This is a genomic window from Pseudonocardia kongjuensis (assembly GCF_039526905.1).
GTDB lineage: Bacteria > Actinomycetota > Actinomycetes > Mycobacteriales > Pseudonocardiaceae > Pseudonocardia > Pseudonocardia kongjuensis.
Genome location: NZ_BAAAJK010000009.1, coordinates 75,341 through 96,155 on the forward strand (window position 1 = coordinate 75,341; position 20,815 = coordinate 96,155).

A 20,815-nucleotide genomic window follows, 5' to 3' on the forward strand; every position below is an offset into this window, starting at 1 on the left:
CATTGCGCCGTGCAGCACACGTGCCTGGCCCGGCGGATCACGGTGGATCTGTGCCGTCTCTGCACGGTCACCTGTCGCTGACCACTCCGCCTCCCACCCGCTGAGACGGGCCCCGGGCCCCCGACCCCGACGGTCGGGCCCCCGGGCGCGAGGCCGCGACCCCGCGTGAGGCGCCGAGCCCTCCTCGTCGAGCCCTCGGCCGCACGAATCCGGCGTGCCCGGCACGCCGTCCCGTCCCGTGCGCCGCCGCGCCGTCCCGAGAGGCTCCGCCATGTCCGCCCCCGCCGAACCGGCCGCACCCGCGGCCCGTGCCGCACCACCGAGGGGCCGTACCCGGTCACCCCGGTTCGATCCCCGCACCGCGTTCCTCCCGCTGCTGTCGCTGCTGGTCTTCCTCGGCGTGTGGCAGCTCGCCGCCGCCAGCGGGATCTGGAACGAGACGTTCGTGCCCTACCCGGCGACGGTCTGGCAGGCGTTCCTGGACGTCTCGACCACCAGCAGCGACGGGGTCCGCGGCTACCAGGGCTACCTGCTGTGGGAGCACCTCTACATGACCCTGCGCCGGGTGCTCGGCGGTGTCGTGCTCGGTGTCGCCGCCGGTGTGCTGGTCGGTCTGCTGATGGGCACCATCGGCTGGGTCCGGCGGGTGCTGGAACCGTGGCTGACCTTCCTGCGGGCGCTGCCGCCGCTGGCCTACTTCTTCCTGCTGGTGATCTGGCTGGGCATCGACGAGGCCCCGAAGATCACCCTGCTGGCGCTGGCCGCGTTCCCGCCGGCCGCCGTCGCCACCACCGCCGCGGTCGCCGCCGCACCGGTCGGCCTGATCGAGGCGGCCCGGGCACTCGGCGCCACCCGCGGCCAGGTGGTCCGGGACGTGATCGTCCCGGCCGCGCTGCCGGAGACCTTCACCGGCATCCGGCTGGCCGTCGGCATCGCCTACTCCTCGGTCGTCGCGGCCGAGCTGTTCAACGGCATCCCCGGGATCGGCGGGATGGTCAAGGACGCCAGCAACTACAACAACACGCCGGTGGTGCTCGTGGGCATCGCCGCGATCGGCATCTCCGGCCTGGTCATCGACGCGCTGCTGCGCGCCGTGGAGCGCCGCGCCGTCCCGTGGAGGGGAAAAGCATGATCACCCGATTCCGTCGTACCGGCGTCGTCGCCGCGCTGCTCACCGGGCTGGCCCTGCTGGCGGGCTGCGCCATCGGCCCGGCCGGCCAGGACGCCGACCGGCCGACCATCCGGCTGGCCTACCAGACCTTCCCCTCGGGCGATCTCGTCGTGAAGCACAACGGCTGGCTGGAGGAGGCGCTGCCCGACTACAACATCCGGTGGACGAAGTTCGACTCCGGCGCCGACATCAACACCGCGTTCGTCGCCGGGGAGATCGACTTCGGCGCGATCGGCTCCAGCCCGGTCGCCCGCGGGCTGTCCGATCCGCTGAACATCCCGTACCAGGTGGCGTTCGTGCTGGACGTCGCCGGTGACAACGAAGCACTCGTGGCCCGCAACGAGACCGGCGTCACCGACGTCGCCGGGTTGCGCGGCAAGCGGATCGCCACCGCGTTCGCCTCCACCTCGCACTACAGCCTGCTCGCCGCACTGCAGGGCGCCGGGCTGACCGCCGCCGACGTCGACCTGATCGACCTGCAGCCGCAGGCGTCACTGGCCGCGTGGGAGCGCGGCGACGTCGACGCCGTCTACACCTGGCTGCCGACCCTCGACGAGCTCCGCGCGACCGGCACCACGCTGATCACCAGCCGGGAGCTGGCCGCCGAGGGCAAGCCGACCCTGGACCTGGGCGTGGTGTCCCGGCCGTTCGCCGAGCAGAACCCGGAGGTCGTCGACGCCTGGCGGCAGGTGCAGGCCAGGGCGCTGGACACGGTGCGCGACGACCCGCAGGCCGCGGCGCAGGCGGTCGCCGCCGAGATCGGCACCACCCCCGAGGACGCCGCCGCCCAGCTGAAGCAGGGCGTGTTCCTCAGCCAGCAGGAGCTGACCTCCGCCGAGTGGCTGGGCACCGACGGCGCGCCCGGCAACGTCGCGCAGAACCTGCAGAGCGCCGCGGCGTTCCTCGCCGAGCAGAAGCAGATCCCGTCGGCACCGGACCTCGCGACCTTCCAGGACGCCGTCTACACGAAGGGACTGCCCGATGTCCTCGCCGCAGGCTGAGACCACCGGCACCGGCACCGGCGGCGCGACGCCGGCCATCGAGGCCACCGGGGTGGGGCACTCCTACCCCGGCCGCCGGGAACGGGTGCAGGCGCTCGGCCCGCTGGACCTGACCGTGGACCCGGGCGAGTTCCTGGTGCTGGTCGGCGCGTCCGGCTGCGGCAAGTCCACCCTGCTGCGGCTGGTCGCCGGGTTCGAGCAGCCCACCGACGGCGTACTGACCGTCGCCGGGCAGGCACCCGAGCCGGGGGTGAGCGCGGGTGTGGTGTTCCAGCAGCCGCGGCTGTTCCCGTGGCGGACCGTCGGCGGCAACGTCGATCTCGCGCTGCGCTACGCCGGGACCGACCCGGCCGACCGGGCCGTCGCCCGGGACGGGCTGCTGGAACGGGTCGGCCTGACCGGCGTCGCCGACCGGCGGATCTGGGAGATCTCCGGCGGCCAGCAGCAACGGGTCGCGATCGCCAGGGCGCTGGCCGCGGACCGCTCGCTGCTGCTGCTCGACGAGCCGTTCGGCGCGCTCGACGCGCTCACCCGGGAACGCCTGCAGGACGACCTGCGCCGGGTCAGCCACGAGACCGGCCGGACCAGCCTGTTCGTCACGCACAGCGCGGACGAGGCGGTGTTCCTCGGCTCCCGGGTCGTGGTGCTGACCGCGCGGCCCGGCCGGGTCGCGCTGGACCTGCGGATCGACCTGCCCCGGACCGGGGTGGACGCCGAGGCGCTGCGCGGCTCCGCCGAGTTCGCCGAGCTGCGGGCCCGGGTCGGGCAGGCGGTGAAGGAGGCCGCGGCCTGACCGGCGGTCCCGGACACCCGCGGCGGGCATCAGCCCGCGGCGGGCGTCCCGTCGTCGACCAGCACCTCGGACAGCGCCCCGACCGCCGACTCCAGCAGCCGCGGGTCCGATCCGGAGCGCACCCGCAGGTACAGCCGCTCGGGCGGCACCGGCGGCAGGTCGCCGCACGCCTCCAGGCCCTCCGGGGCCGCACCGAGCCCGGCCACGAGCGCGACGCCCAGTCCGCCGCGGGCGGCGTTGAGCACCCCGGCCAGGTAGGCGGCCTCGCCGACGACGGTGGCGGGCAGACCGTTGTCGGACAGGGTGCGTAGCGCGCGGCGCCGGATCGTGCACGGGCTGTCGATCACCACCAGCGGGATCGGCGCGTCCGCCGGGCGCCGCCAGCCCGGCGCCGCGTACCAGGTCAGCGGGATCGCCCCGGCGTGCACGCTGAGCCCGGCCGGCGCGTCCACCGGGTCCCCGATGTACATGGCGAGATCGAGGGTGCCGCGGTCGACGGCGTCGTTGAGCCGGCTGGAGCGGTCCAGCCGGAACCGGACCGCGATGCCGGGGAACACCTCCTGCAGCCGGGTCATCACCCGGGGGAGCAGCTCGTCGGCGGCGTGCTCGGTGGAGCCCAGCACCAGCGACTCGCGCGGATCGCCGACGCCGAGCCTGCGCAGCGCGTCGTCGTGCGCGGCCAGGATGCGCCGGGCCTCGCCGACCAGCGCCTCGCCCTCCGGGGTGAACCGGCTGGCCCGGCCGTCCTTGCGGACCAGCGGCCGGCCGACCGCCTTCTCCAGCCTGCGCACGTGCTGGCTGACCGCGGACTGCGACAGCATCAGCGCCTCGGCGGCCCGGTGGAAGCCGCCCTGGTCGGCCACGGCGACGATGCTGCGGAGCGCGGTGATGTCGAGGACGGCGGGCACGGTCGGACGCTAGCAGCACTGATTGTGATTCGTGATCAGTTGTGATGAACATTCGTCGTTGGACGGCGGCACCCGGCGCGGGGTCTCCTGGAGCCGTGGCCCGCACGACGATCCCGACCCGCACCGGCGGGGGCGTCGCGGGTGAGCTGACCCGGCGCCGGGTGATCGACCACGGCACCGTGTGCTCCGCGCGCTGTCCGCGTCACCACTAGCGAGTCCCCGGCCCCGGCCCCGCCGGCCGCTGCCGATCCCTGCCGTGCCCCGGCCCCCGTCGCCGGCGCACCCCCGTCGAACCCGAGCACGAGGTGAGGTCTGTCATGACTGCTGTCGGAGCGGTCCCGGTGGTCGCGTCCTGGTCGGAGCCCGAGGGCATCCGGCCGCGCGGCACGGTCGTCGTGGTGCCCGGCCGCGGCGAGCACGCCGCGGTCTACGAGCGGTTCGGCCGCCGGGTCGCCGCCGACGGCTACCGGGTGTGGGCGGTGTCCGATCCGACCGTCGACGAGGAGCGGACCCGCTCCCAGGTGCGCGCGCTGCTCGACCGCACCCCCTCCGACGAGCCGGGGGAGGCCGGGCCGCCGCCGCGGGTGCTGGTCGGCTCGGACACCGGCGCGCTGTGGGCCGCCGGGCTGGCGGCGGCCGAACCGGCCGGGATCGACGGCCTCGTGCTGGCCGGGCTGCCCGGTGCCGGTGCCGCGACCGGCCCGGTGAGCTGGGACGACGAGCTCGCCCTGCGCACCTCCTGCCCGGCCCACCGCGGCCGGCTCGACGGCGACGACGCGGTCCGCCGCGGCGCGCTGACCGAGCCGGTCCCGGCCGGCTGGCGGGACCGGGCCCGGCCCGGCGCGATCGGCGTCCCGGTGCTCGGGCTGCACGGCGCGGCGGACGCGGTCAGCCCGGTCGACGACGTCCGCGGCTGGTACGCCGCACTGCCCGGCGCCGAGCTGGTGAGCATCGCCGACGGCGCGCACGACGCGCTCAACGACCAGACCCACCGGACCGCCGCGGCGACCGCGGTGCTGTTCCTGGAGCGGCTGCGCGGCGGCGCCGGTCCGATCGCCCGCACCGAACCGCTGGACGACGCCCGGGCCGCCGCCGCGGTGCTGGTCGGTCCGGTCGCGCTGGCCGCCGAGCTGGCCGGGCCGCGGCCGCCGGTGCTGCTCGACGTCCGGTGGGCGCTCGGCGACCCGCACGGCCGGGAGCACCACCGGGCCGGGCACCTGCCCGGCGCCGTCTACGTCGATCTCGACACCGAGCTGGCCCGGCACACCGGCGATCCGGCCGGCGGCAGGCATCCGCTGCCCGAGCCGGCCGACCTGCAGGCCGCCGCCCGCCGGTGGGGGGTGCGCGGGGACCGCCCGGTGGTGGTGTACGACGCGTCCGGCGGGCTCGCCGCGGCCCGCGCCTGGTGGCTGCTGCGCTGGGGCGGGCACCACGACGTCCGGCTGCTCGACGGCGGCCTGGCCGCCTGGCAGGACGCCGGGTTCGCGGTGCAGCTGGGCGAGGTGCCGGATCCGGAGCCGGGCGACGTGGTGCTCACCGGCGGCGGGCTGCCGGTGCTCGACGCCGACGGCGCCGCCGCGCTCGCGACCTCCGGGCTGCTGCTCGACGCCCGCGCCGGCGAGCGCTACCGCGGCGAGACCGAACCGGTCGATCCGCGGGCCGGGCACGTCCCCGGCGCGGTCAGCGCGCCGACCGGCGACAATCTCGGCCCGGACGGCCGGTTCCGGCCGCCGTCCGAGCTGCGCGAGCGGTTCGCCGCGCTCGGCGTGGACGGGCGCGACGTCGGCGTCTACTGCGGCTCCGGGGTGACCGCCGCGCACCAGGTCGCCGCGCTGGCCGCGATCGGCGTCCCGGCGGCGCTGTACCCCGGCTCCTGGTCGGCCTGGTCGAACGACCCGGCCCGCCCGGCCGCCACCGGGGCGGCGCCGTGACCGGCCCCGACCTCATCGATCGCGATCCGCGATCGGTACCGATGCGGATTCGTCGCTGGACCGCGGCCGCCCCCGCGGGCTTCACTCACCGGGTGGACACGACGACCCCGCTCGGGCCCGCGGCTGCGCCGCGCAGCCCCGTGGCAGCGCCGCGCCGCGGCGGGTCGTCGTGCGCCCGGCCCGCCGGGGTCATCGGTGCCGCACTGACCCGGCGCCGGGTGATCGACCACGGCACGGTCGGCTCCACGGGCTGTCGGGCCTGCTGAGACCCGGCCGCAGCGCCGCCCCGGGTCGGACCCCCGCGTCCCGCGCGCCCGCCCGCGCGCCGCCCCGACGACCCGCCCCGCGCGGGTCGCCGCCCTGCCGTGCCCACGGCCGGGCCGACCACGGAAGCAGGACCGCCGTGACCAGCACCCTGACCGATCCCGCCGCGTTGCCCGGCTGGACCACCGATCCGGCCGCCCGCGCCGCCGCCCGGCTCGACCGGTCCGGCTTCGATCCCGGCTCCGATCCGGACGCCGTCGTCGTCGCCGGTTCGGTGGACGAGGTCGCCGCGGTGCTGGCGCACGCGACCGCCACCGGCACCCCGGTCGTCGTCCGCGGGGCGGGCAGCGGACTGTCCGGCGGCGCCGTCGCCGGGGCCGGCAGCATCGTGCTCGACCTGAGCGGGCTGGACCGGATCGTCGAGATCTCCCCGGCCGACGAGTACGCCGTCGTCGAGGCCGGTGTGATCACCGCCGACCTGGACGCGGCCGCCGCCGCGCACGGCCTGCGCTACGCCCCGGACCCGGCCAGCCTGGCGATCTCCACGATCGGCGGGAACATCGCCACCAACGCCGGCGGCCTGCGCTGCGCCAAGTACGGCGTCACCCGCGACTCGGTGCTCGGCCTGGACGTGGTGCTCGCCGACGGCCGCCGGATCTCGACCGGGCGGCGCACCGTGAAGGGCGTCGCCGGGTACGACCTGACCGGCCTGTTCGTCGGCTCCGAGGGCACCCTCGGGGTGGTCGTCGGGGCGACCCTGCGGCTGCGCCCGGCGCCGGTCGCCACCGCGACCCTCGCCGCCTGGTTCGACGGGATCGGTGCGGCCGCCGCGGCCGCCGCCGCGATCACCGCGGCCCGGCTGCAGCCCTCGGTCGCCGAGCTGCTCGACACCGCCTGCCTGACCGCGATCGCCGAGGCGGGCGGGCCCGCACCGCGCGGCGGCGCGTTCCTGCTGGTGCAGACCGACGGGTTCGGCGCCGACGCCGAGATCGACGCCGTCCGGGCGGTGGTCGAGCCGCTCGCCGGGCCCGGCTCGGTGGAGGTCGCGGCCGATCCGGCCGGGGCCGAGGCGCTGCTCGCCACCCGCCGGGCCGGGCTGCCCGCGCTGGAACGCCTCGGCCGGGTGCTGGTCGAGGACGTCGCGGTACCCCGGTCCCGGCTCGCCGAGGCGGTCGGCGCGATCGCCGCGATCTCGGACCGCACCGGGATCCGGATCGCGACGATGGCGCACGCCGGCGACGGCAACCTGCACCCGATCCTCGTCCTCGAACCCGGCCGGGAGCTCGACGAGCAGGTCTGGGCGTGCGCCGGCGAGGTGTTCACGACCGCGCTGCGGCTCGGCGGGACCCTCACCGGCGAGCACGGCGTCGGCCTGCTCAAGCGCCGCTGGCTGCGCGACGAGCTGGGCGACGACGTCGTCGACCTGCAGCAGCAGCTGCGTGCGGTGTTCGACCCGCGCGGCGTCCTCAATCCCGGCAAGGCGATCTGACCGGCCCCGTCGACCACCGCCCCGTCCGACCACCGGCACCGTCCGACCACCGCCGACCACCCTGGAGACACCCGTGCCCACCGACGCCGTCCCGCCGACCGCGGCCCGCACCGTCGAGTTCATCTCGCTCTCGCACCTCAACCCGTCCACCGAGCTGGCCCCGCGCCCCACCCGCGGCATCGACCTGGACTACTTCCGCCGCTACGTGCGCACCCTGGAGGAGTCCGGCTACGACTACACGCTGCTGCCCTACGGCTCGTCGTCGGCGGACTCGTTCGTCGTCGCCTCCGCGGTCGGGCAGCTCACCGAGCGGCTCCGGCCGATCGTCGCGGTCCGCCCGAACACGGCGTACCCGCTGGTCGTCGCCCAGCAGCTGGCCACCCTCGACCAGCTCACCGAGGGCCGCGCCGTCGTGCACCTGATCTCCGGCGGCAACGACGCCGAGCAGGCCCGGCACGGCGACTACCTGCCCAAGCAGCGCCGCTACGCCCGCACGAGCGAGTTCATCGAGCTGCTGCGCCGGGCCTGGGCCGAGCCCGAGCCGTTCTCGCACGACGGCGACTTCTACCGGTTCGACGACTTCGGCCCCGGCTTCCGGCCCTACGGCGACACCATCCCGATCTCCATCGGCGGCCAGTCCGACGAGGCGTTCGAGATCGGCGGCAGGCAGGCCGACGTGTTCAGCTTCTGGGGCGAGCCGCTCGGCGAGATCCGCGCCCAGATCCAGCGGGTGCACGACATCGCCGACGCCGCGGGCCGCCCGCGGCCGCGGATCTGGGTGACCTTCCGCCCGATCATCGACCGCACCGACGAGCTGGCCTGGCGCAAGGCCTACGACTACGCCGAGAAGATCGGCGCCACCTTCGGCCAGGGCACCTTCGGCAAGCGGTACCTGAAGGACACCCCGGAGAACGTCGGCTCCCGGCGGGCGCTCGACTTCGCCGCCCGCTCCGAGGTCTACGACCGGGCACTGTGGACCCGCACCGCGTCGGTGACCAACGGTGCCGGCGCGGCCACCGCACTGGTCGGCACCCCGGAGACGGTGGCCGCCGCGATCGTGGACTACGTCGACGTCGGCGCCGACCTGGTCTCGATCCGCGGCTACGACACCCTCGCCGATGCCGCCGACTACGGCCGGTACGTGCTGCCGCTGGTCCGCCAGGAGCTCGCACACCGGGCCGCCACCGGCCGCCGCGGCACCCTGCAGGCCGAGCACCCGGGCGCGCTCGCCCCCGGCTTCGACGCCGACGCGCTGGCCGGCGTCCGGTGACCGCGCTGGACGAGCGCAGCACCGCGCTCCCCGTCCCGGACCTGTCCGAGGAGGGGCTGGCCGCGGTCACCGCCGAGCTGGCCGGCACCGCGCAGCGCTACGACCGCAGCGGCGAGATCCCGCGCGCCGGGATCGACGCCGTGCACCGGGCCGGGCTGCTCACCGCGACCGTCGCCGAGCGGTTCGGCGGGCCGGGGGTGTCCGCCCGGGACGCCGCCCGGATCCTGGTCGCGCTCGGCGAGGGCGACCCGTCGGTGGCGCTGCTCGCCGCGAACACCCTGGCCACCCACCAGGGCCAGGCCGCGGCCGGGAGCTGGCCGGCCGCCCGCTACGCCGAGGTGCTGCGCCGCTCGGCCCGCGAGCCCACCCTGCTGAACGCGGTCCGGGCCGAGCCCGAGCTGGGCGCCCCGGCCCGCGGCGGGCTCCCGGCGACCGTCGCCCGGCGCATCGCGGGCGGCTGGTCGCTGTCCGGGCGCAAGGCGTACGCCACCGGCGGCACCGCGCTGGCCTACCACGTGGTGTGGGCGACCGCCGACGAACCGGACGGCGACCCGGACGCGCCCCGGGTCGGGCACCTGATCGTGCCCGCGGACCTGCCCGGGATCACCTGGATCGACACCTGGGACCACCTGGGGCTGCGCGCGTCGAACACGCACGACGTCGTCTACGACGAGGTGGCGCTGCCCGCGGACGCGTTCGTCGAGATCCCGCGCGGCGCCGACGGCGTCTACCGGGACCCGGCCGCCGTCGCCGGGCCGGCGAGCTTCGGCCATCCGGCGCTCTACGTCGGCGTCGCCCGGGCGGCCCGGGCCGCGTTCGTCCGGTACGCCCGCGAGCGGGTCCCGGCCGCGCTCGGCCGGCCGATCGCCGAGACCGAGCGGATCCGCACCGTCGCCGGCGAGATCGACGCGCTCGTCGCGCAGGCCGAGACGCTGCTGTTCGGCACGCTGCTGCGGATCGAGGCCGGCGACACCGCGCACCTGCCGCAGCTGTCGGTGCTGAAGGTGCAGATCGCCCGCTCGGTGGTCGCGGCGGTGGAGACCGCCGTCGCCGCACTGGGCAATCCCGCGCTCACCCGTCACCAGCCGTTCGAACGGCATCTGCGTGACGTCCTGTGCGTCCGGGTGCATCCCCCGCAGGCGGACGCCGCGCTGCTCGACGCCGGCCGCCGCCTCCTCACCCGCTGACCACCGAGAAGAGAGCACGACCTGCCATGAGAACGTCCCACACCGCGCGACGGCTGTTCCGGATCGCGATCGGCCTGCTGGCCGCGACCGTCCTGGCCACCGCCTGCAGCCCCGGCGCCGCGCAGACCGGCGGCTCCGGTGAGCCGCGGGCCGGCGGCGACCTGACCTTCCTCATCGACTCGCTCGGCGACACCTGGATCCCGAACAACTCGGCGATCTCCAGCTTCCAGGGCCACGTCTGGGGGCACGTCACCGACAAGCTCGTCCACGTCGACGAGACCGGCACCGTGTCGCCGTGGGTCGCGCAGAGCTGGGACCGCAACGACGACGCCACCGAGTTCACCCTGCGCCTGCGGCCCGGCGTCACCTTCTCCGACGGCACCCCGGTGGACGCCGCCGCCGTCGTCGCCAATCTCGACCTGTGGGCCAGGGGCCGCCCGGACGACGGGATCCGGCCGATCGGGCTGTTCCCCAAGACCTACGACAGCGCCGAGGCGGTCGACCCGGCGACGGTGCGGGTCCGCTTCTCGTCGCCGACCCTGGGCTTCGTCCCGACCCTGGGCTACCACGGCTCGATCCTGATCTCGCCGGCCACGCTCGCCCGGCCGGCCGCCGAGCAGGCCGACCTGTCGAACAGCATCGGATCCGGCCCGTACGTCGTCGAGTCCTGGCGCGACGACGACTCGGTGGTGCTCCGCAAGCGCGACGACTACGACTGGGCGCCCGAGGTGTTCGAGCACCAGGGCGCGGCCCGGATCGACACCATCACCTACAAGGTCGTCTCCGAGCAGCCGGTGCGCACCTCCTCGGTCCGCTCCGGGCAGGCCGACGTCGCCTACAACCCGTCGCCGAAGGAGCTGGAGAGCTTCCGGGCCGAGGGGTTCACCACCGCCACGCCGCGCTATCTCGGGTTCGTCAACGGCTTCGCGGTGAACACCGCCGCCGCCCCGTTCGACGACCTGCGGGTCCGGCAGGCGCTGCAGCACGGCCTGGACCGCGACGAGATCATCTCCACCGTCTACACCCCGGACTGGCTGCCCGCCGAGTCGTTCCTGCAGAGCAACGTGCCGGGCGCGACCGACCACTCGGCGTCGTTCGCGTTCGACCGGGCCCGGGCCGAGCAGCTGCTCGACGAGGCGGGCTGGGTGCGCGGCGCCGACGGCACCCGGGCCAAGGACGGGACGCCGCTGTCGGTCACCCTGCACCCCAACCCGTACCTGGCGACCTCGACCGCGGTCGACGAGCTGATCGCCCAGCAGCTGCGGGCCATCGGGTTCACCGTCGAGATCCAGTCGTTCGACGTCGTCACCTACACCCAGCGGGTGGAGATCGGCTCGGTCCCGCTCTACGAGGTCACCCGCAGCATCATCGACGCCGGCACGGTCAGCGGCATCCTGACCGACGCGGACAACGGCGAGAACTGGTTCGGCGTCGGGCAGAGCGACCCGAAGCTGGTCGAGCTGGCGAGCGGCATCGCCGGCGCCAGCGACCCGGCCGCCCGGGACGCGCAGCTCGACGAGCTGCAGGCGCACGTGCTCGACCAGGCGTACTTCGTGCCGATCACGCAGATCGTGCAGCGGATCTACCTGCAGTCCCCGCGGGTGCACGACGTGACCTACAACGGCGTCGCCTACGCCAACTACTACACGGCCTGGATCGGGGACTGAGGCCGCCGTGAACCGGGACTGGACCGGCTATGCACTGCGCCGGGCGGGGCAGGCCGTCGTCGTGGTGCTGCTGGCCTACGTGTTCACCTTCGTGGTGATCAGCGTGCTGCCGGGTGATCCGGTGACCGCCACCCTGCGCAACCCGGAGAACGGGTTCAGCGAGGAGGAGATCGCCCGGATCATCGCCTACTACGGCCTCGACCAGCCGGTGTACGTGCAGCTGTGGGAGGCGCTGTCCCGGTTCCTGGTCGGCGACCTCGGGCTGTCCCTGCGGTCCGACCGGCCGGTCGCGGACATGCTGGGCGAGGTGCTCGGGTCGACGCTCGCGCTGGCCGGCACCGCGTTCGTGGTGGCCGTGGTGCTGGCCTTCGGGATCGCGCTCGGCGCGCAGTACCTGCCGCGCCCGTTCGGCCCGGCGCTGCGGGCGTTCCCGTCGCTGTTCCTGTCGGTGCCGAACTTCCTGATCGGGCTGCTGCTGATCCAGCTGTTCTCCTTCCAGCTGGGGCTGTTCCGGGCGATCGACGCCGACTCGCCGACGGCGACCTTCTTCGCCGCGCTCACCCTCGGCATCCCGGTGTCCGCGCAGATCGCCGAGGTGCTGATCGCCAACCTCGATCACGAGTCCCGCCAGGAGTACGCGGCGGTGGCCCGCTCACGCGGGCTCGGCCGGCCGGCGCTGCTGGTGGCGCACCTGCTCAAGCCGTCGTCGCTGCCGGTGGTGACGGTGCTCGCGCTGACCGTCGGCGAGCTGCTCGGCGGCGCCGTCATCACCGAGGCGGTGTTCGGGCGGACCGGCGTCGGCTCGCTCGTCGAGCGGTCCGTCGCGATGCAGGACCTGCCGGTGCTGCAGGCGGTGGTGGCGCTCGCGGCCGTCGTGTTCGTCGTCGTCAACCTGGTGGCCGACCTGGTGTACCCGCTGCTCGATCCGCGGGTGTCGCTGCAGGCCGGCCCCGAACGAGGGGTGGCCGCCCGATGACCGTCTCCACCGTCTCCGGTTCGGCCACCGCGCCCCGCGGCCCGGACCGCGCCCCCGCCCGCCGGGTCCCGGCCGGGGTGGTGCTGTCGTTCCTGGTGATCGCCCTGGTCGTCGCCTGGTCGGTGGCGCCGGGGCTGTTCACCGCGCAGGACCCGGTCGACGGGGTGCCGGCCGACCTGTTCCTGCCGCCGAGCGCCGAGCACCTGTTCGGCACCGACCACCTGGGCCGGGACCTGTTCAGCCGGGTCGTGCACGGCACCTCGTCGTCGGTGACCAGCGCGCTCGTCGCGGTCGCCATCGGGGTGCTCAGCGGCGGCCTGATCGGGCTGCTCGCCGGGTTCCTCGGCGGGCTGGTCGACGTGGTTCTGGCCCGGTTCGTCGACGTGCTGCTGGCGATCCCCAGCTTCCTGCTGGCCGTCGTCGTGGTCTCGGCGCTCGGCTTCCAGACCATCAACGCGGCCATCGCGACCGGCATCTCGGCGGTCGCCGTGTTCGCCAGGGTGATGCGCTCGGAGGTGCTCAAGACCCGCAGCGCCGTCTACGTGGAGGCGGCGCTGCTGCTCGGCGGGTCGCGCACGCACGTGCTGCTGCGGCACGTGCTGCCCAACGCGTCGCGCTCGGTGCTGCAGCTCGCCGTGCTGCACTTCGGCCTGTCGATCCTGGTGATCGCCGGCCTGGCCTTCCTCGGCTACGGCGACCCGCCGCCCGCGTCGGACTGGGGGCTGCTCGTCGCCTCCGGCAAGGACCACCCGATGGCGCCCTGGCTGGTGTGGGCGCCCGCGCTCGTCACGATCGTCACCGTCCTCTCCGTGAACAGGATCAGCCGATGGCTCCGCACGACCGACTGACCGCACCGCTGCTGCGGGTCACCGACCTGTCCGTGTCCTACGCCGGCCGCCCGACGGTGTCCGGTGTGGACCTCACCCTGCACGCGGGCGGCTCGCTCGCGCTGATCGGCGAGTCCGGTTCCGGCAAGTCCACCATCGCCCGCTCGGTGCTGCGGCTGCTGCCGGACACCGGCCGGGCGACCGGCCGGGTCGAGATCGACGGCACCGAGGTGCTCGGGCTGCCCGAGCGGCGGTTCCGGTCGCTGCGCGGACGCACCCTGGGCTTCGTCCCGCAGGACCCGGGCAGCGCCCTCAACCCGGTCCGGACGATCGGCTCGCAGGGACTGGAGGCCGCCGCGCTCGCCGACGGCACCGAGCCGGGCGGGCGCCGCGGGCTGGTCCTCGACACCCTCGCGCGGGTCGGCCTCCCGGATCCCCGCCGGGTGTTCGACGCCTACCCGCACGAGCTGTCCGGCGGCATGCTGCAGCGGGTCCTGATCGGGCTCGCCGTGCTGCCCGGGCCGTCGCTGCTGGTGGCCGACGAACCCACCTCCGCGCTCGACGTCACCATCGCCCGGCACATCCTGGACCTGCTCTCCGAGCTGCGCGGGAGCCTCGGCATCGGGCTGCTGCTGATCACCCACGACCTGGCGATCGCCGCCGACCGGGCCGACGACCTCGTCGTGCTCAAGGACGGCGCGGTGCAGGAGTCGGGGCCGACCGCCGCGGTGTTCGACCGGCCGTCGTCGGTGTACGCGCGGCGGCTGCACGCCGACGTGCCCGCGCTGAACCCGGACCGCTGGGCCGAGCAGCGCGCCGCGGGTGCGGCCCGGCTCGCCGATCCGGCGACTCCGGCCGCGATCGAGGTGTCGCAGGTCGCGAAGGCGTTCGGCAGCGGCCGGTCCCGCGTCGCCGCGGTCGACGACGTGTCGTTCACCGTCCGCCGCGGCACCACGCACGCGCTGGTCGGCGAGTCCGGCTCCGGCAAGACCACCGCGATCCGGCTGCTGCTCGGGCTGGAACGCCCGGACACCGGGCGGATCGCCGTCGCCGGCGCGGCGCTGGAGTCCCGCTCGCCCGCGGCGCTGCGCGAGCTGCGCAGGCACCTGCAGCTGGTCTACCAGAACCCGTTCACCTCGCTGGATCCGATGTGGAAGGTGGAACGCCTGGTCCGCGAGCCGCTGGACCGCTTCCGGGTGGGCGACCGGCGCGAGCGGGCCGGCCGGGTGCGGGCGGCGACCGCGTCGGTCGGGCTCTCCGACGACCTGCTCGGACGACGGCCCGCGGCACTGTCCGGCGGGCAGCGGCAGCGGGTCGCGATCGCCAGGGCGCTGGTGCTCGAACCGGACGTGATCGTGTTCGACGAGCCGACCTCGGCGCTGGACGTGACGGTGCAGGCCGGGATCGTGGAGACGCTGCTGCGGCTGCAGGCCGAACGCGGCCTGACCTACGTGTTCGTCTCGCACGACCTGTCCCTGATCCGCCAGCTCGCGCACACCGTGTCCGTGCTGCGCCACGGCCGGGTCGTCGAGCAGGGCGAGGTCGGCGCGGTGTTCGACGACCCGCAGGACGACTACACCCGCACCCTGCTGGACTCGCTCCCCGGCACCGAGCGGGCCGCCGCGTGACCGCCGGGGCAGCACCGGTCACGGCGGCCCGCCCGGTGACCGCGCTCGGGTTCAACACCCGGGTCTCCTGGACCGACGACGCGGGCCCGGCCGCCGGGCTGGCCGACGGCATCGCGCTCTACGAGGCCGCCGAGGAGCTCGGCTACCAGTCCGGCTGGGCCTACCAGCGGCACTTCGACCACTACCTGTCCTCACCGCTGCCGTTCTTCGCCGCGGTCGGCCGGCACACCTCCCGGATCCGGCTCGGCTCGGCCGTGCTCCCGATGCGCTACCAGGACCCGGTGCTGCTCGCCGAGGCCGCGGGCACCACCGATCTGCTCGTCGGCGGGCGGCTGGAGCTGGCGCTGGCGACCGGCTCGACCGCGAGCTGGGACGCGGTGTTCGGCGCCGTCGACACCGACCCGCGGACCGAGGCGAACCGGCGGCTCGACCGGTTCCTCGCCGCGGTCTCCGGTGCGCCGCTGCACGTCGTCGACGGCCCCGGCCAGGGCGCCCCGGTCGGCACCGAGATCCGGGTGACCCCGCACAGCCCCGGCCTGCGCGGCCGGCTGCGGATCGGCGCGGCGAGCGTCGGCTCGGCGGTGCGGGCCGCCCGCCGCGGCCTGGGCCTGATCACCGGGACCGTGCTGCACGGCATCGCCGACGGCGAGACGTTCCCGCAGTACCAGGCCCGGCTGATCACCGCCTACCGGGACACCTGGCGCGCCGAGCACGGCACCGAGCCGCCACCGGTCGCGGCGGCGGCGTCGATCCTGCCCGGCACCTCCGCCGAGCTGCGCGCCCGCTACGCCGCCTACGACGAGGAACGCCGCACCCGGGGGATGGCCACCTCGCGCCCGCAGGGCGCGCTGGAGCCGGTGATCACCGCGGCACTGCCGGCCGGGCAGCAGATCAGCCCGGTGCACCACGGCACCCCCGACGAGGTGGTGGCCGCGCTGCTCGCCGACCCGGGGATCGCCGCCGCCGACGAGATCGTGCTGTTCCTGCCGCCCGCGTTCGGGCCGGCGCAGAACCGGCGGCTGATCACCGACCTGGCCACCACCGTCGCCCCGGCACTGGGGTGGGCGCCGGCCTGACCGCGTGCGACGGCCGCCGCACACGCGCGGACTAGGGTGAGCCGGTGTCGAGATCGGTGCTGAGGACCCTCCGGTGACCGGGCGCGCCCCGAACCCGGCCCGCGGTTCGGAGATCCAGTCGGTGGCGCGCGCGGCGACCGTGCTCGGCCTCGTCGTGGACAGCGACGGGGGGCTCACCACCACCGAGATCGCCAAGATCACCGGGATGACGGTGTCCACCGTGCACCGGCTCGCGCACACCCTGGTCGCCGGGAACCTGCTGTGCCGCGACGCCTCGTCGGACCGGTTCCTGCCCGGCCCGCTGCTGCTGCGGCTGGCCCGCAAGTCGCTCGGCGCCTCGGGCGTGCCGGAGGCGGCCGACGTGCTGAAGGAGCTGGCCGACCGGACCGGCGAGACGGCCAGCATCGGCATGCGCCGCGGCGACGAGGTGCTGGTGGTGCTGTCGGTGCCCTCGACCCGCCCGCTGCGCTACACCGGGCGGCCGGGGGAGCGGGTGCCGCTGCTGGAGTCGGCGATCGGCTGCGCGATCGTCGCGTTCGGCACCGATCCGCTCGGGCACGCCGCGCAGGTGCTGTCCCGGGCCGGCGCCCCGGAGACCTGGCTGGCCGAGGTCGACCTGATGGCCACCCAGTTCCGCGGCTACGCGGTGCTCGACGACCCGCACGACGACGCGCTGCGGGCGATCGCCGCGCCGGTCGTCGGGGCCGGCGACGTGGTGCGGATGGGCGTCGAGATCCAGGGCCCGGTGAGCAGGCTGCCCGACGACGCCCTGGACGGGATCGGCGCACTCGTCCGCTCCGCCGCCGACGCGCTGGAGGGCCTGCCGGTGTCGATGGCGTTCGGGGAGTTCTGAACCGGCCCCCGTCCGCTGCGGAATGGACACGTGTCCGTACATTGCGCACTGCGCGAACGTGTCCCGCATCGCGCAAATCGCCTGTTGACGGGGGTCGTCGCGGCTCCTTACGGTGACCAGCGTGACGGGTTCCGAGATCGTGGTGTCGCCGAACCACGTCGTGTTCGACCTCCCCGAGATGGTCGCCGTCGCCGAGGGGCTGTTCGCCGGCGCCGGGCTCGACGTCCGGTTCGAGACCCCCGCCGACCGGTCCGCCGACACCCGGCGCAATCCCGCCGTCCGGCACAAGGAGTCGCAGTTCTCCGCGGCCCGGGCCGACGTCTACAACGTCTGCGAGTGGGGCGGCATCGACCGGCTGGAGCGCGACGCCCGCGGCGGCCGGATCGGGCACCTGCGGGCGGCCGTCGTCGCCCAGGCGCTGGTCAGCCTCGATCCGGAGCTGAACGAGCCGCACGACGTGGCCGACGTGCCGGTGTCGATCAACGAGTACACCGGCTCCCACTACACCGCGCTGCACCTGCTGGAGGGCACCGTCCCGCGGCAGCGGATCACCCTGGTGCACGGCGGCCCGCCCGCCGAGCGGCTGGACGCGCTGCTCACCGGGCGCACCCGGGCCACGATGCTGATGGAGCCGTTCTTGTCCGCCGCGCTGGTGCACGGCGCGCACGTGCTCGGCACCTACACCTACCGCGGCTCGCAGGTCGTCGCCCCGCACCTGACCGCCGCCGCGCAGGAGGCCTACCGCGCCGCCGTCGACCGGGCCGTCGACCTGATCAACGCCGACCGGGACCGCTGGGCGCCGCTGATCGCCGCCGAGGCGGGCGGTCTGCTCGATCCGGCCGACCTGCGCCGCGACTACCACCGCTACACCCACATCGTTCCCTTCACCGAGCAGCGGTTCACCGAGACTTACGCCTGGATGCGCTCCTGGCGGCTCACCGACGGCCGCTCCGGCTACGAGACGCTGCGGGCACTGCGGTGAACGGGCTGCTCACCCGGCGCAGGCACATCGACCTGTGCCACATCAACGGCGGGACCTGTCCGGGGCGCTGACGCCCCGCACACCCGTCCGCCCGGCCGGCCGCACCTGCGCGCCCGGCCGCCTCGCCGCGCCCCCGCGCGGACCCGCCCCCTCCGGAGCCCCCGCATGCCCGCACACACCCTGTCCACCGACCGGCGCACCGTGCTGCGCGCCGTCCTGCTCGGCGCCGCCGGGCTCACCGCCGCCCCGCTGCTGTCCGCCTGCGGCGGCGGCGCCGCCCCCGCCGGGCGGATCTCCGCCCGGGTCGAGGACTCCGGCGCGGGCACCGCGAGCTCGGTGATCCGCCCGGTCGCCGAGCAGAACGGCCTGCTCGACGGCCTCGATCTCACCTACATCGCCGGGACCGGCCCCGGCGACGTGCAGAACAAGCTGCTCTCCGGGGCGCTCGACGTCGCCAGCTTCGGCCCGCTCGGCGCGGTCGTCGCCGGGGAGGCCGGCTCGGACGTCGTGCTGTTCTCGGCGAACCTGACCAACCACGTCCGCTGGCTGGTCCCGGAGAACAGCCCCTACCGGACGCCGGCCGACCTGCGCGGCAGGCGGGTCGCGACGCCGCCGAACAACAGCGACGCGTTCCGCTCCACCCAGCTCGCGGCCGCCGTCAACGGCACCGACCTGAACGACGAGTACGAGCTGTTCCCGGGTGCGGTGCTGGCCGGGTTGGCGCTGTTCGACCGCGGCGACGTCGACGCGATCGTCACCATCGAGCCGAACGCGACCCGCCTCGTCGGCCGGGGCGCCCGGCAGATCGCCACCGTCGGGGAGGAGTGGTCGCGGGGCACCGGGGAGGACCCGGCCGCGCTCGTCCTCAACGGCCAGGGCACGGTGCGCTCGTTCCTGGACGAGAACCCGGACGCCGTCCGGGCGGTCGCCGATCTGCGGGTCGGCGCGCACGAGGTGATCCGGGAGCGTCCGGAGATCCTCGCCGAGCTGCACGAGGTCTACGGGATTCCGGCCGAGGAGCGCGCGGCGATCGAGCTGCTGCCGGAGCGGATGCGCGAGGTCTATCCGGTCGAGTGGGGCCCGGCGGTCTTCGCGAACCTGCAGCGCCAGGTCGAGGTCGCCCAGCAGGTCGGGCTGGTGACGGCGGTGCCGGAGCAGCTGCCCTGGATCGACCTGGAGACCCTGTGACCAGCACCGACACCGCAGCCGGCCGGACCGCGGCGGCACCGGCCGGCCGGCCCACCGGGACCGTCCCGCCGGCGGAGCGCCCCGCCGTCCCGGCTCCGCCGCGCCGCCGCCTGCTGCGCGCGGCCGGGCCCGCCGCGCTGTTCCTGGTCCTCGCCGCGCTGGCCTGGCAGCTGATGGCGGTGCTGCTCGACTCGGTGCTGGTGCCGACCGTCGGCGACGTCGCGACCGAGCTCGTCGGCATCGTCGTCGACGGCTCGTTCGCCGAGCAGCTCGGGATCACCGTGCTGCGCGTCGCGCTCGGCTTCGCGCTCGCCTTCCTGGTCGCCATCGCCGTCGGGATCGCGATGGGGCGCAACGAGTTCGCCCGCCGGTTCTTCGAGCCCGCGGTGCTGCTCGGGCTGACCATCCCCGGGCTGGTGTGGGCGCTGCTGTGCGTGATCTGGTTCGGCGTCGGCCTCGCCAACCCGGTCATCGCGGTCGCCCTCGCCTCGGCGCCCGCGCTGGTGCTGACGATCTACCAGGGCGTCCGGTCGGTCGATCCGGACCTGCTGGAGATGGCGCACGTCTACCGGTTCTCCCGGACCACCCGGCTGCGCAGGCTGTGGCTGCCCGCGCTGGCGCCGTCGCTGTTCGCCGGGGCCCGCCTCGGCCTGTCCCTGGGCTGGAAGGTGATCGTGCTGGTCGAGGTGTTCGGCATGTCCTCCGGCGTCGGCTACCAGCTCAACAACGCGTTCGCCGGGCAGAACGTCGGCGCCGTGCTGGCCTGGACGCTGCTGTTCGCGGTGGTCATGGCGGTGCTGGAGTACGGCGTCCTGCAGGGCCTGGAACGGCGGGCGAGCCGCTGGCGGAAGGTGGTGTCGGTGTGAGCGCCCCGGCCATTACCCGGATCCGGCTGGACGGCATCGGCAAGACCTTCGTCGACGCCCGCTCCGGCGCCCCGCAGACCGTGCTGGAGGACTTCTCGCTCACCGTCGACGACGGCGAGCTGGTCGCCGTCGTCGGCGCGTCCGGCACCGGCAAGACCACCCTGCTGCACATCGTCGCCGGGCTGACCGTGCCCGAGCGCGGCACCGTCGAGATCGGACGGCCCCGGCTCGGCGTCGTGTTCCAGCAGCCCCGGCTGCTGGACTGGCTGCCGGTCCGGCAGAACGTCGTCCTCGCGCTGGACGCGGCCGGGCTCGACCCGGCCGCCGCGGACACCGTGCTCGACGCCGTCGGCCTCACCGAGTACGCCGGGGCCTACCCGAGCGTGCTGTCCGGCGGGCAGCGGCAGCGGGTCGCGGTGGCCCGCGCGTTCGCCGTCGAACCCGATCTGGTGCTGCTCGACGAGCCGTTCAGCGCCCTCGACGAGCTCACCGCCCGCAAGCTGCGACTGCTGCTGCAGCAGCTGTGGATGCAGCGCCCGCGCAGCGGGCTGCTGGTCACGCACAATCCGCTCGAGGCGGCGCTGCTCGCCGACCGGGTGATCGTGCTGGCCGGCCGGCCCGCCCGGATCGTCGCAGAGCACCGGGTGGACCGCACCCGGCCGCGTTCCGCGGAGGACCCGCACCTGTTCGACCTGCACACCCGGATCGTCGCCGCGCTCGCCTGAGCGCACCCGAGAG

At 75.3% G+C, this 20,815-nt stretch carries 18 protein-coding genes; 17 read left to right on the forward strand and 1 reads right to left on the reverse strand.

Features of this window, described 5'->3' with window-relative positions; genetic code table 11:
• Positions 1–271: 271 nt before the first annotated feature.
• From ABD160_RS13765 to ABD160_RS13775, 3 genes are read left to right on the forward strand one after another with little or no spacing between them, the layout of a single operon-like run.
• Complete coding sequence (locus ABD160_RS13765; protein WP_344022248.1) at positions 272–1,132, forward strand: ABC transporter permease; 861 nt, start codon at positions 272–274, stop codon at positions 1,130–1,132.
• The gene (locus tag ABD160_RS13770; RefSeq protein ID WP_344022250.1) at positions 1,129–2,172 is read left to right on the forward strand and encodes a taurine ABC transporter substrate-binding protein; all 1,044 of its coding nucleotides are present in this window, start codon (positions 1,129–1,131) and stop codon (positions 2,170–2,172) included. The genes ABD160_RS13765 and ABD160_RS13770 overlap by 4 nt, the downstream gene beginning before the upstream one ends.
• Positions 2,153–2,965 carry an ABC transporter ATP-binding protein gene (locus ABD160_RS13775; RefSeq protein ID WP_344022252.1) on the forward strand — a complete coding sequence of 271 codons (813 nt, stop codon included), beginning with the start codon at positions 2,153–2,155 and terminating at the stop codon, positions 2,963–2,965. The genes ABD160_RS13770 and ABD160_RS13775 overlap by 20 nt, the downstream gene beginning before the upstream one ends.
• A gap of 29 nt (positions 2,966–2,994) precedes the next feature.
• On the opposite strand, the gene ABD160_RS13780 is transcribed toward ABD160_RS13775, so the two are convergent.
• The gene (locus ABD160_RS13780) at positions 2,995–3,873 is read right to left on the reverse strand and encodes a LysR substrate-binding domain-containing protein (RefSeq protein WP_344022254.1); all 879 of its coding nucleotides are present in this window, start codon (positions 3,871–3,873) and stop codon (positions 2,995–2,997) included.
• A 1,100-nt stretch (positions 3,874–4,973) separates the two neighbouring features.
• On the opposite strand from ABD160_RS13780, the gene ABD160_RS13785 reads away from it, so the two are divergent.
• From ABD160_RS13785 to ABD160_RS13850, 14 genes are all read left to right on the forward strand, one after another.
• Complete coding sequence (locus ABD160_RS13785) at positions 4,974–5,804, forward strand: sulfurtransferase (RefSeq protein WP_344022355.1); 831 nt, start codon at positions 4,974–4,976, stop codon at positions 5,802–5,804.
• A 403-nt stretch (positions 5,805–6,207) separates the two neighbouring features.
• Entirely contained in the window at positions 6,208–7,557 is a 1,350-nt protein-coding gene (locus ABD160_RS13790; protein WP_344022256.1) for an FAD-binding oxidoreductase, read from the forward strand.
• A 73-nt stretch (positions 7,558–7,630) separates the two neighbouring features.
• Positions 7,631–8,827: an LLM class flavin-dependent oxidoreductase gene (locus tag ABD160_RS13795; RefSeq protein WP_344022258.1), complete on the forward strand. Its 1,197-nt coding sequence runs from the start codon at positions 7,631–7,633 to the stop codon at positions 8,825–8,827.
• Positions 8,824–10,014, forward strand: coding sequence for an acyl-CoA dehydrogenase family protein (locus ABD160_RS13800; RefSeq protein WP_344022260.1), 1,191 nt, complete (start codon positions 8,824–8,826; stop codon positions 10,012–10,014). The genes ABD160_RS13795 and ABD160_RS13800 overlap by 4 nt, the downstream gene beginning before the upstream one ends.
• Positions 10,015–10,040: 26 nt before the next feature.
• On the forward strand, positions 10,041–11,681 hold the full coding sequence (locus ABD160_RS13805) for an ABC transporter substrate-binding protein (protein ID WP_344022262.1): 1,641 nt from the start codon (positions 10,041–10,043) through the stop codon (positions 11,679–11,681).
• Positions 11,682–11,688: 7 nt separating this feature from the next.
• On the forward strand, positions 11,689–12,657 hold the full coding sequence (locus ABD160_RS13810) for an ABC transporter permease (protein ID WP_344022264.1): 969 nt from the start codon (positions 11,689–11,691) through the stop codon (positions 12,655–12,657).
• Positions 12,654–13,505 carry an ABC transporter permease gene (locus ABD160_RS13815; RefSeq protein WP_344022266.1) on the forward strand — a complete coding sequence of 284 codons (852 nt, stop codon included), beginning with the start codon at positions 12,654–12,656 and terminating at the stop codon, positions 13,503–13,505. Before ABD160_RS13810 ends, ABD160_RS13815 begins: the two co-directional genes overlap by 4 nt.
• A complete protein-coding gene (locus ABD160_RS13820) occupies positions 13,484–15,112 on the forward strand; it encodes an ATP-binding cassette domain-containing protein (protein WP_344022268.1) in 1,629 nt (542 codons plus the stop codon). The genes ABD160_RS13815 and ABD160_RS13820 overlap by 22 nt, the downstream gene beginning before the upstream one ends.
• Positions 15,109–16,188, forward strand: a complete 1,080-nt coding sequence (locus ABD160_RS13825; protein ID WP_344022271.1) for an LLM class flavin-dependent oxidoreductase — start codon at positions 15,109–15,111, stop codon at positions 16,186–16,188. The genes ABD160_RS13820 and ABD160_RS13825 overlap by 4 nt, the downstream gene beginning before the upstream one ends.
• Before the next feature lie 73 nt (positions 16,189–16,261).
• Positions 16,262–17,041 (forward strand): IclR family transcriptional regulator, encoded by a 780-nt coding sequence (locus ABD160_RS13830; protein WP_344022273.1) that lies wholly within the window; start codon positions 16,262–16,264, stop codon positions 17,039–17,041.
• Between the two features lie 121 nt (positions 17,042–17,162).
• Positions 17,163–18,023 carry a substrate-binding domain-containing protein gene (locus tag ABD160_RS13835; protein ID WP_344022275.1) on the forward strand — a complete coding sequence of 287 codons (861 nt, stop codon included), beginning with the start codon at positions 17,163–17,165 and terminating at the stop codon, positions 18,021–18,023.
• Positions 18,024–18,188: 165 nt separating this feature from the next.
• On the forward strand, positions 18,189–19,211 hold the full coding sequence (locus ABD160_RS13840; RefSeq protein ID WP_344022277.1) for an ABC transporter substrate-binding protein: 1,023 nt from the start codon (positions 18,189–18,191) through the stop codon (positions 19,209–19,211).
• Positions 19,208–20,077 (forward strand): ABC transporter permease, encoded by an 870-nt coding sequence (locus tag ABD160_RS13845; RefSeq protein WP_344022279.1) that lies wholly within the window; start codon positions 19,208–19,210, stop codon positions 20,075–20,077. Before ABD160_RS13840 ends, ABD160_RS13845 begins: the two co-directional genes overlap by 4 nt.
• A complete protein-coding gene (locus ABD160_RS13850) occupies positions 20,074–20,802 on the forward strand; it encodes an ABC transporter ATP-binding protein (protein WP_344022281.1) in 729 nt (242 codons plus the stop codon). The genes ABD160_RS13845 and ABD160_RS13850 overlap by 4 nt, the downstream gene beginning before the upstream one ends.
• Positions 20,803–20,815 lie beyond the last annotated feature (13 nt).

Coding starts and splice junctions, on each gene's coding strand:
- ABD160_RS13775 (WP_344022252.1), top strand. CDS start 2,153: ATGTCCTCGCCGCAGGCTGAGACCACCGGCACCGGCACCGGCGGCGCG.
- ABD160_RS13765 (WP_344022248.1), top strand. CDS start 272: ATGTCCGCCCCCGCCGAACCGGCCGCACCCGCGGCCCGTGCCGCACCA.
- ABD160_RS13815 (WP_344022266.1), top strand. CDS start 12,654: ATGACCGTCTCCACCGTCTCCGGTTCGGCCACCGCGCCCCGCGGCCCG.
- ABD160_RS13805 (WP_344022262.1), top strand. CDS start 10,041: ATGAGAACGTCCCACACCGCGCGACGGCTGTTCCGGATCGCGATCGGC.
- ABD160_RS13770 (WP_344022250.1), top strand. CDS start 1,129: ATGATCACCCGATTCCGTCGTACCGGCGTCGTCGCCGCGCTGCTCACC.
- ABD160_RS13840 (WP_344022277.1), top strand. CDS start 18,189: ATGCCCGCACACACCCTGTCCACCGACCGGCGCACCGTGCTGCGCGCC.
- ABD160_RS13820 (WP_344022268.1), top strand. CDS start 13,484: ATGGCTCCGCACGACCGACTGACCGCACCGCTGCTGCGGGTCACCGAC.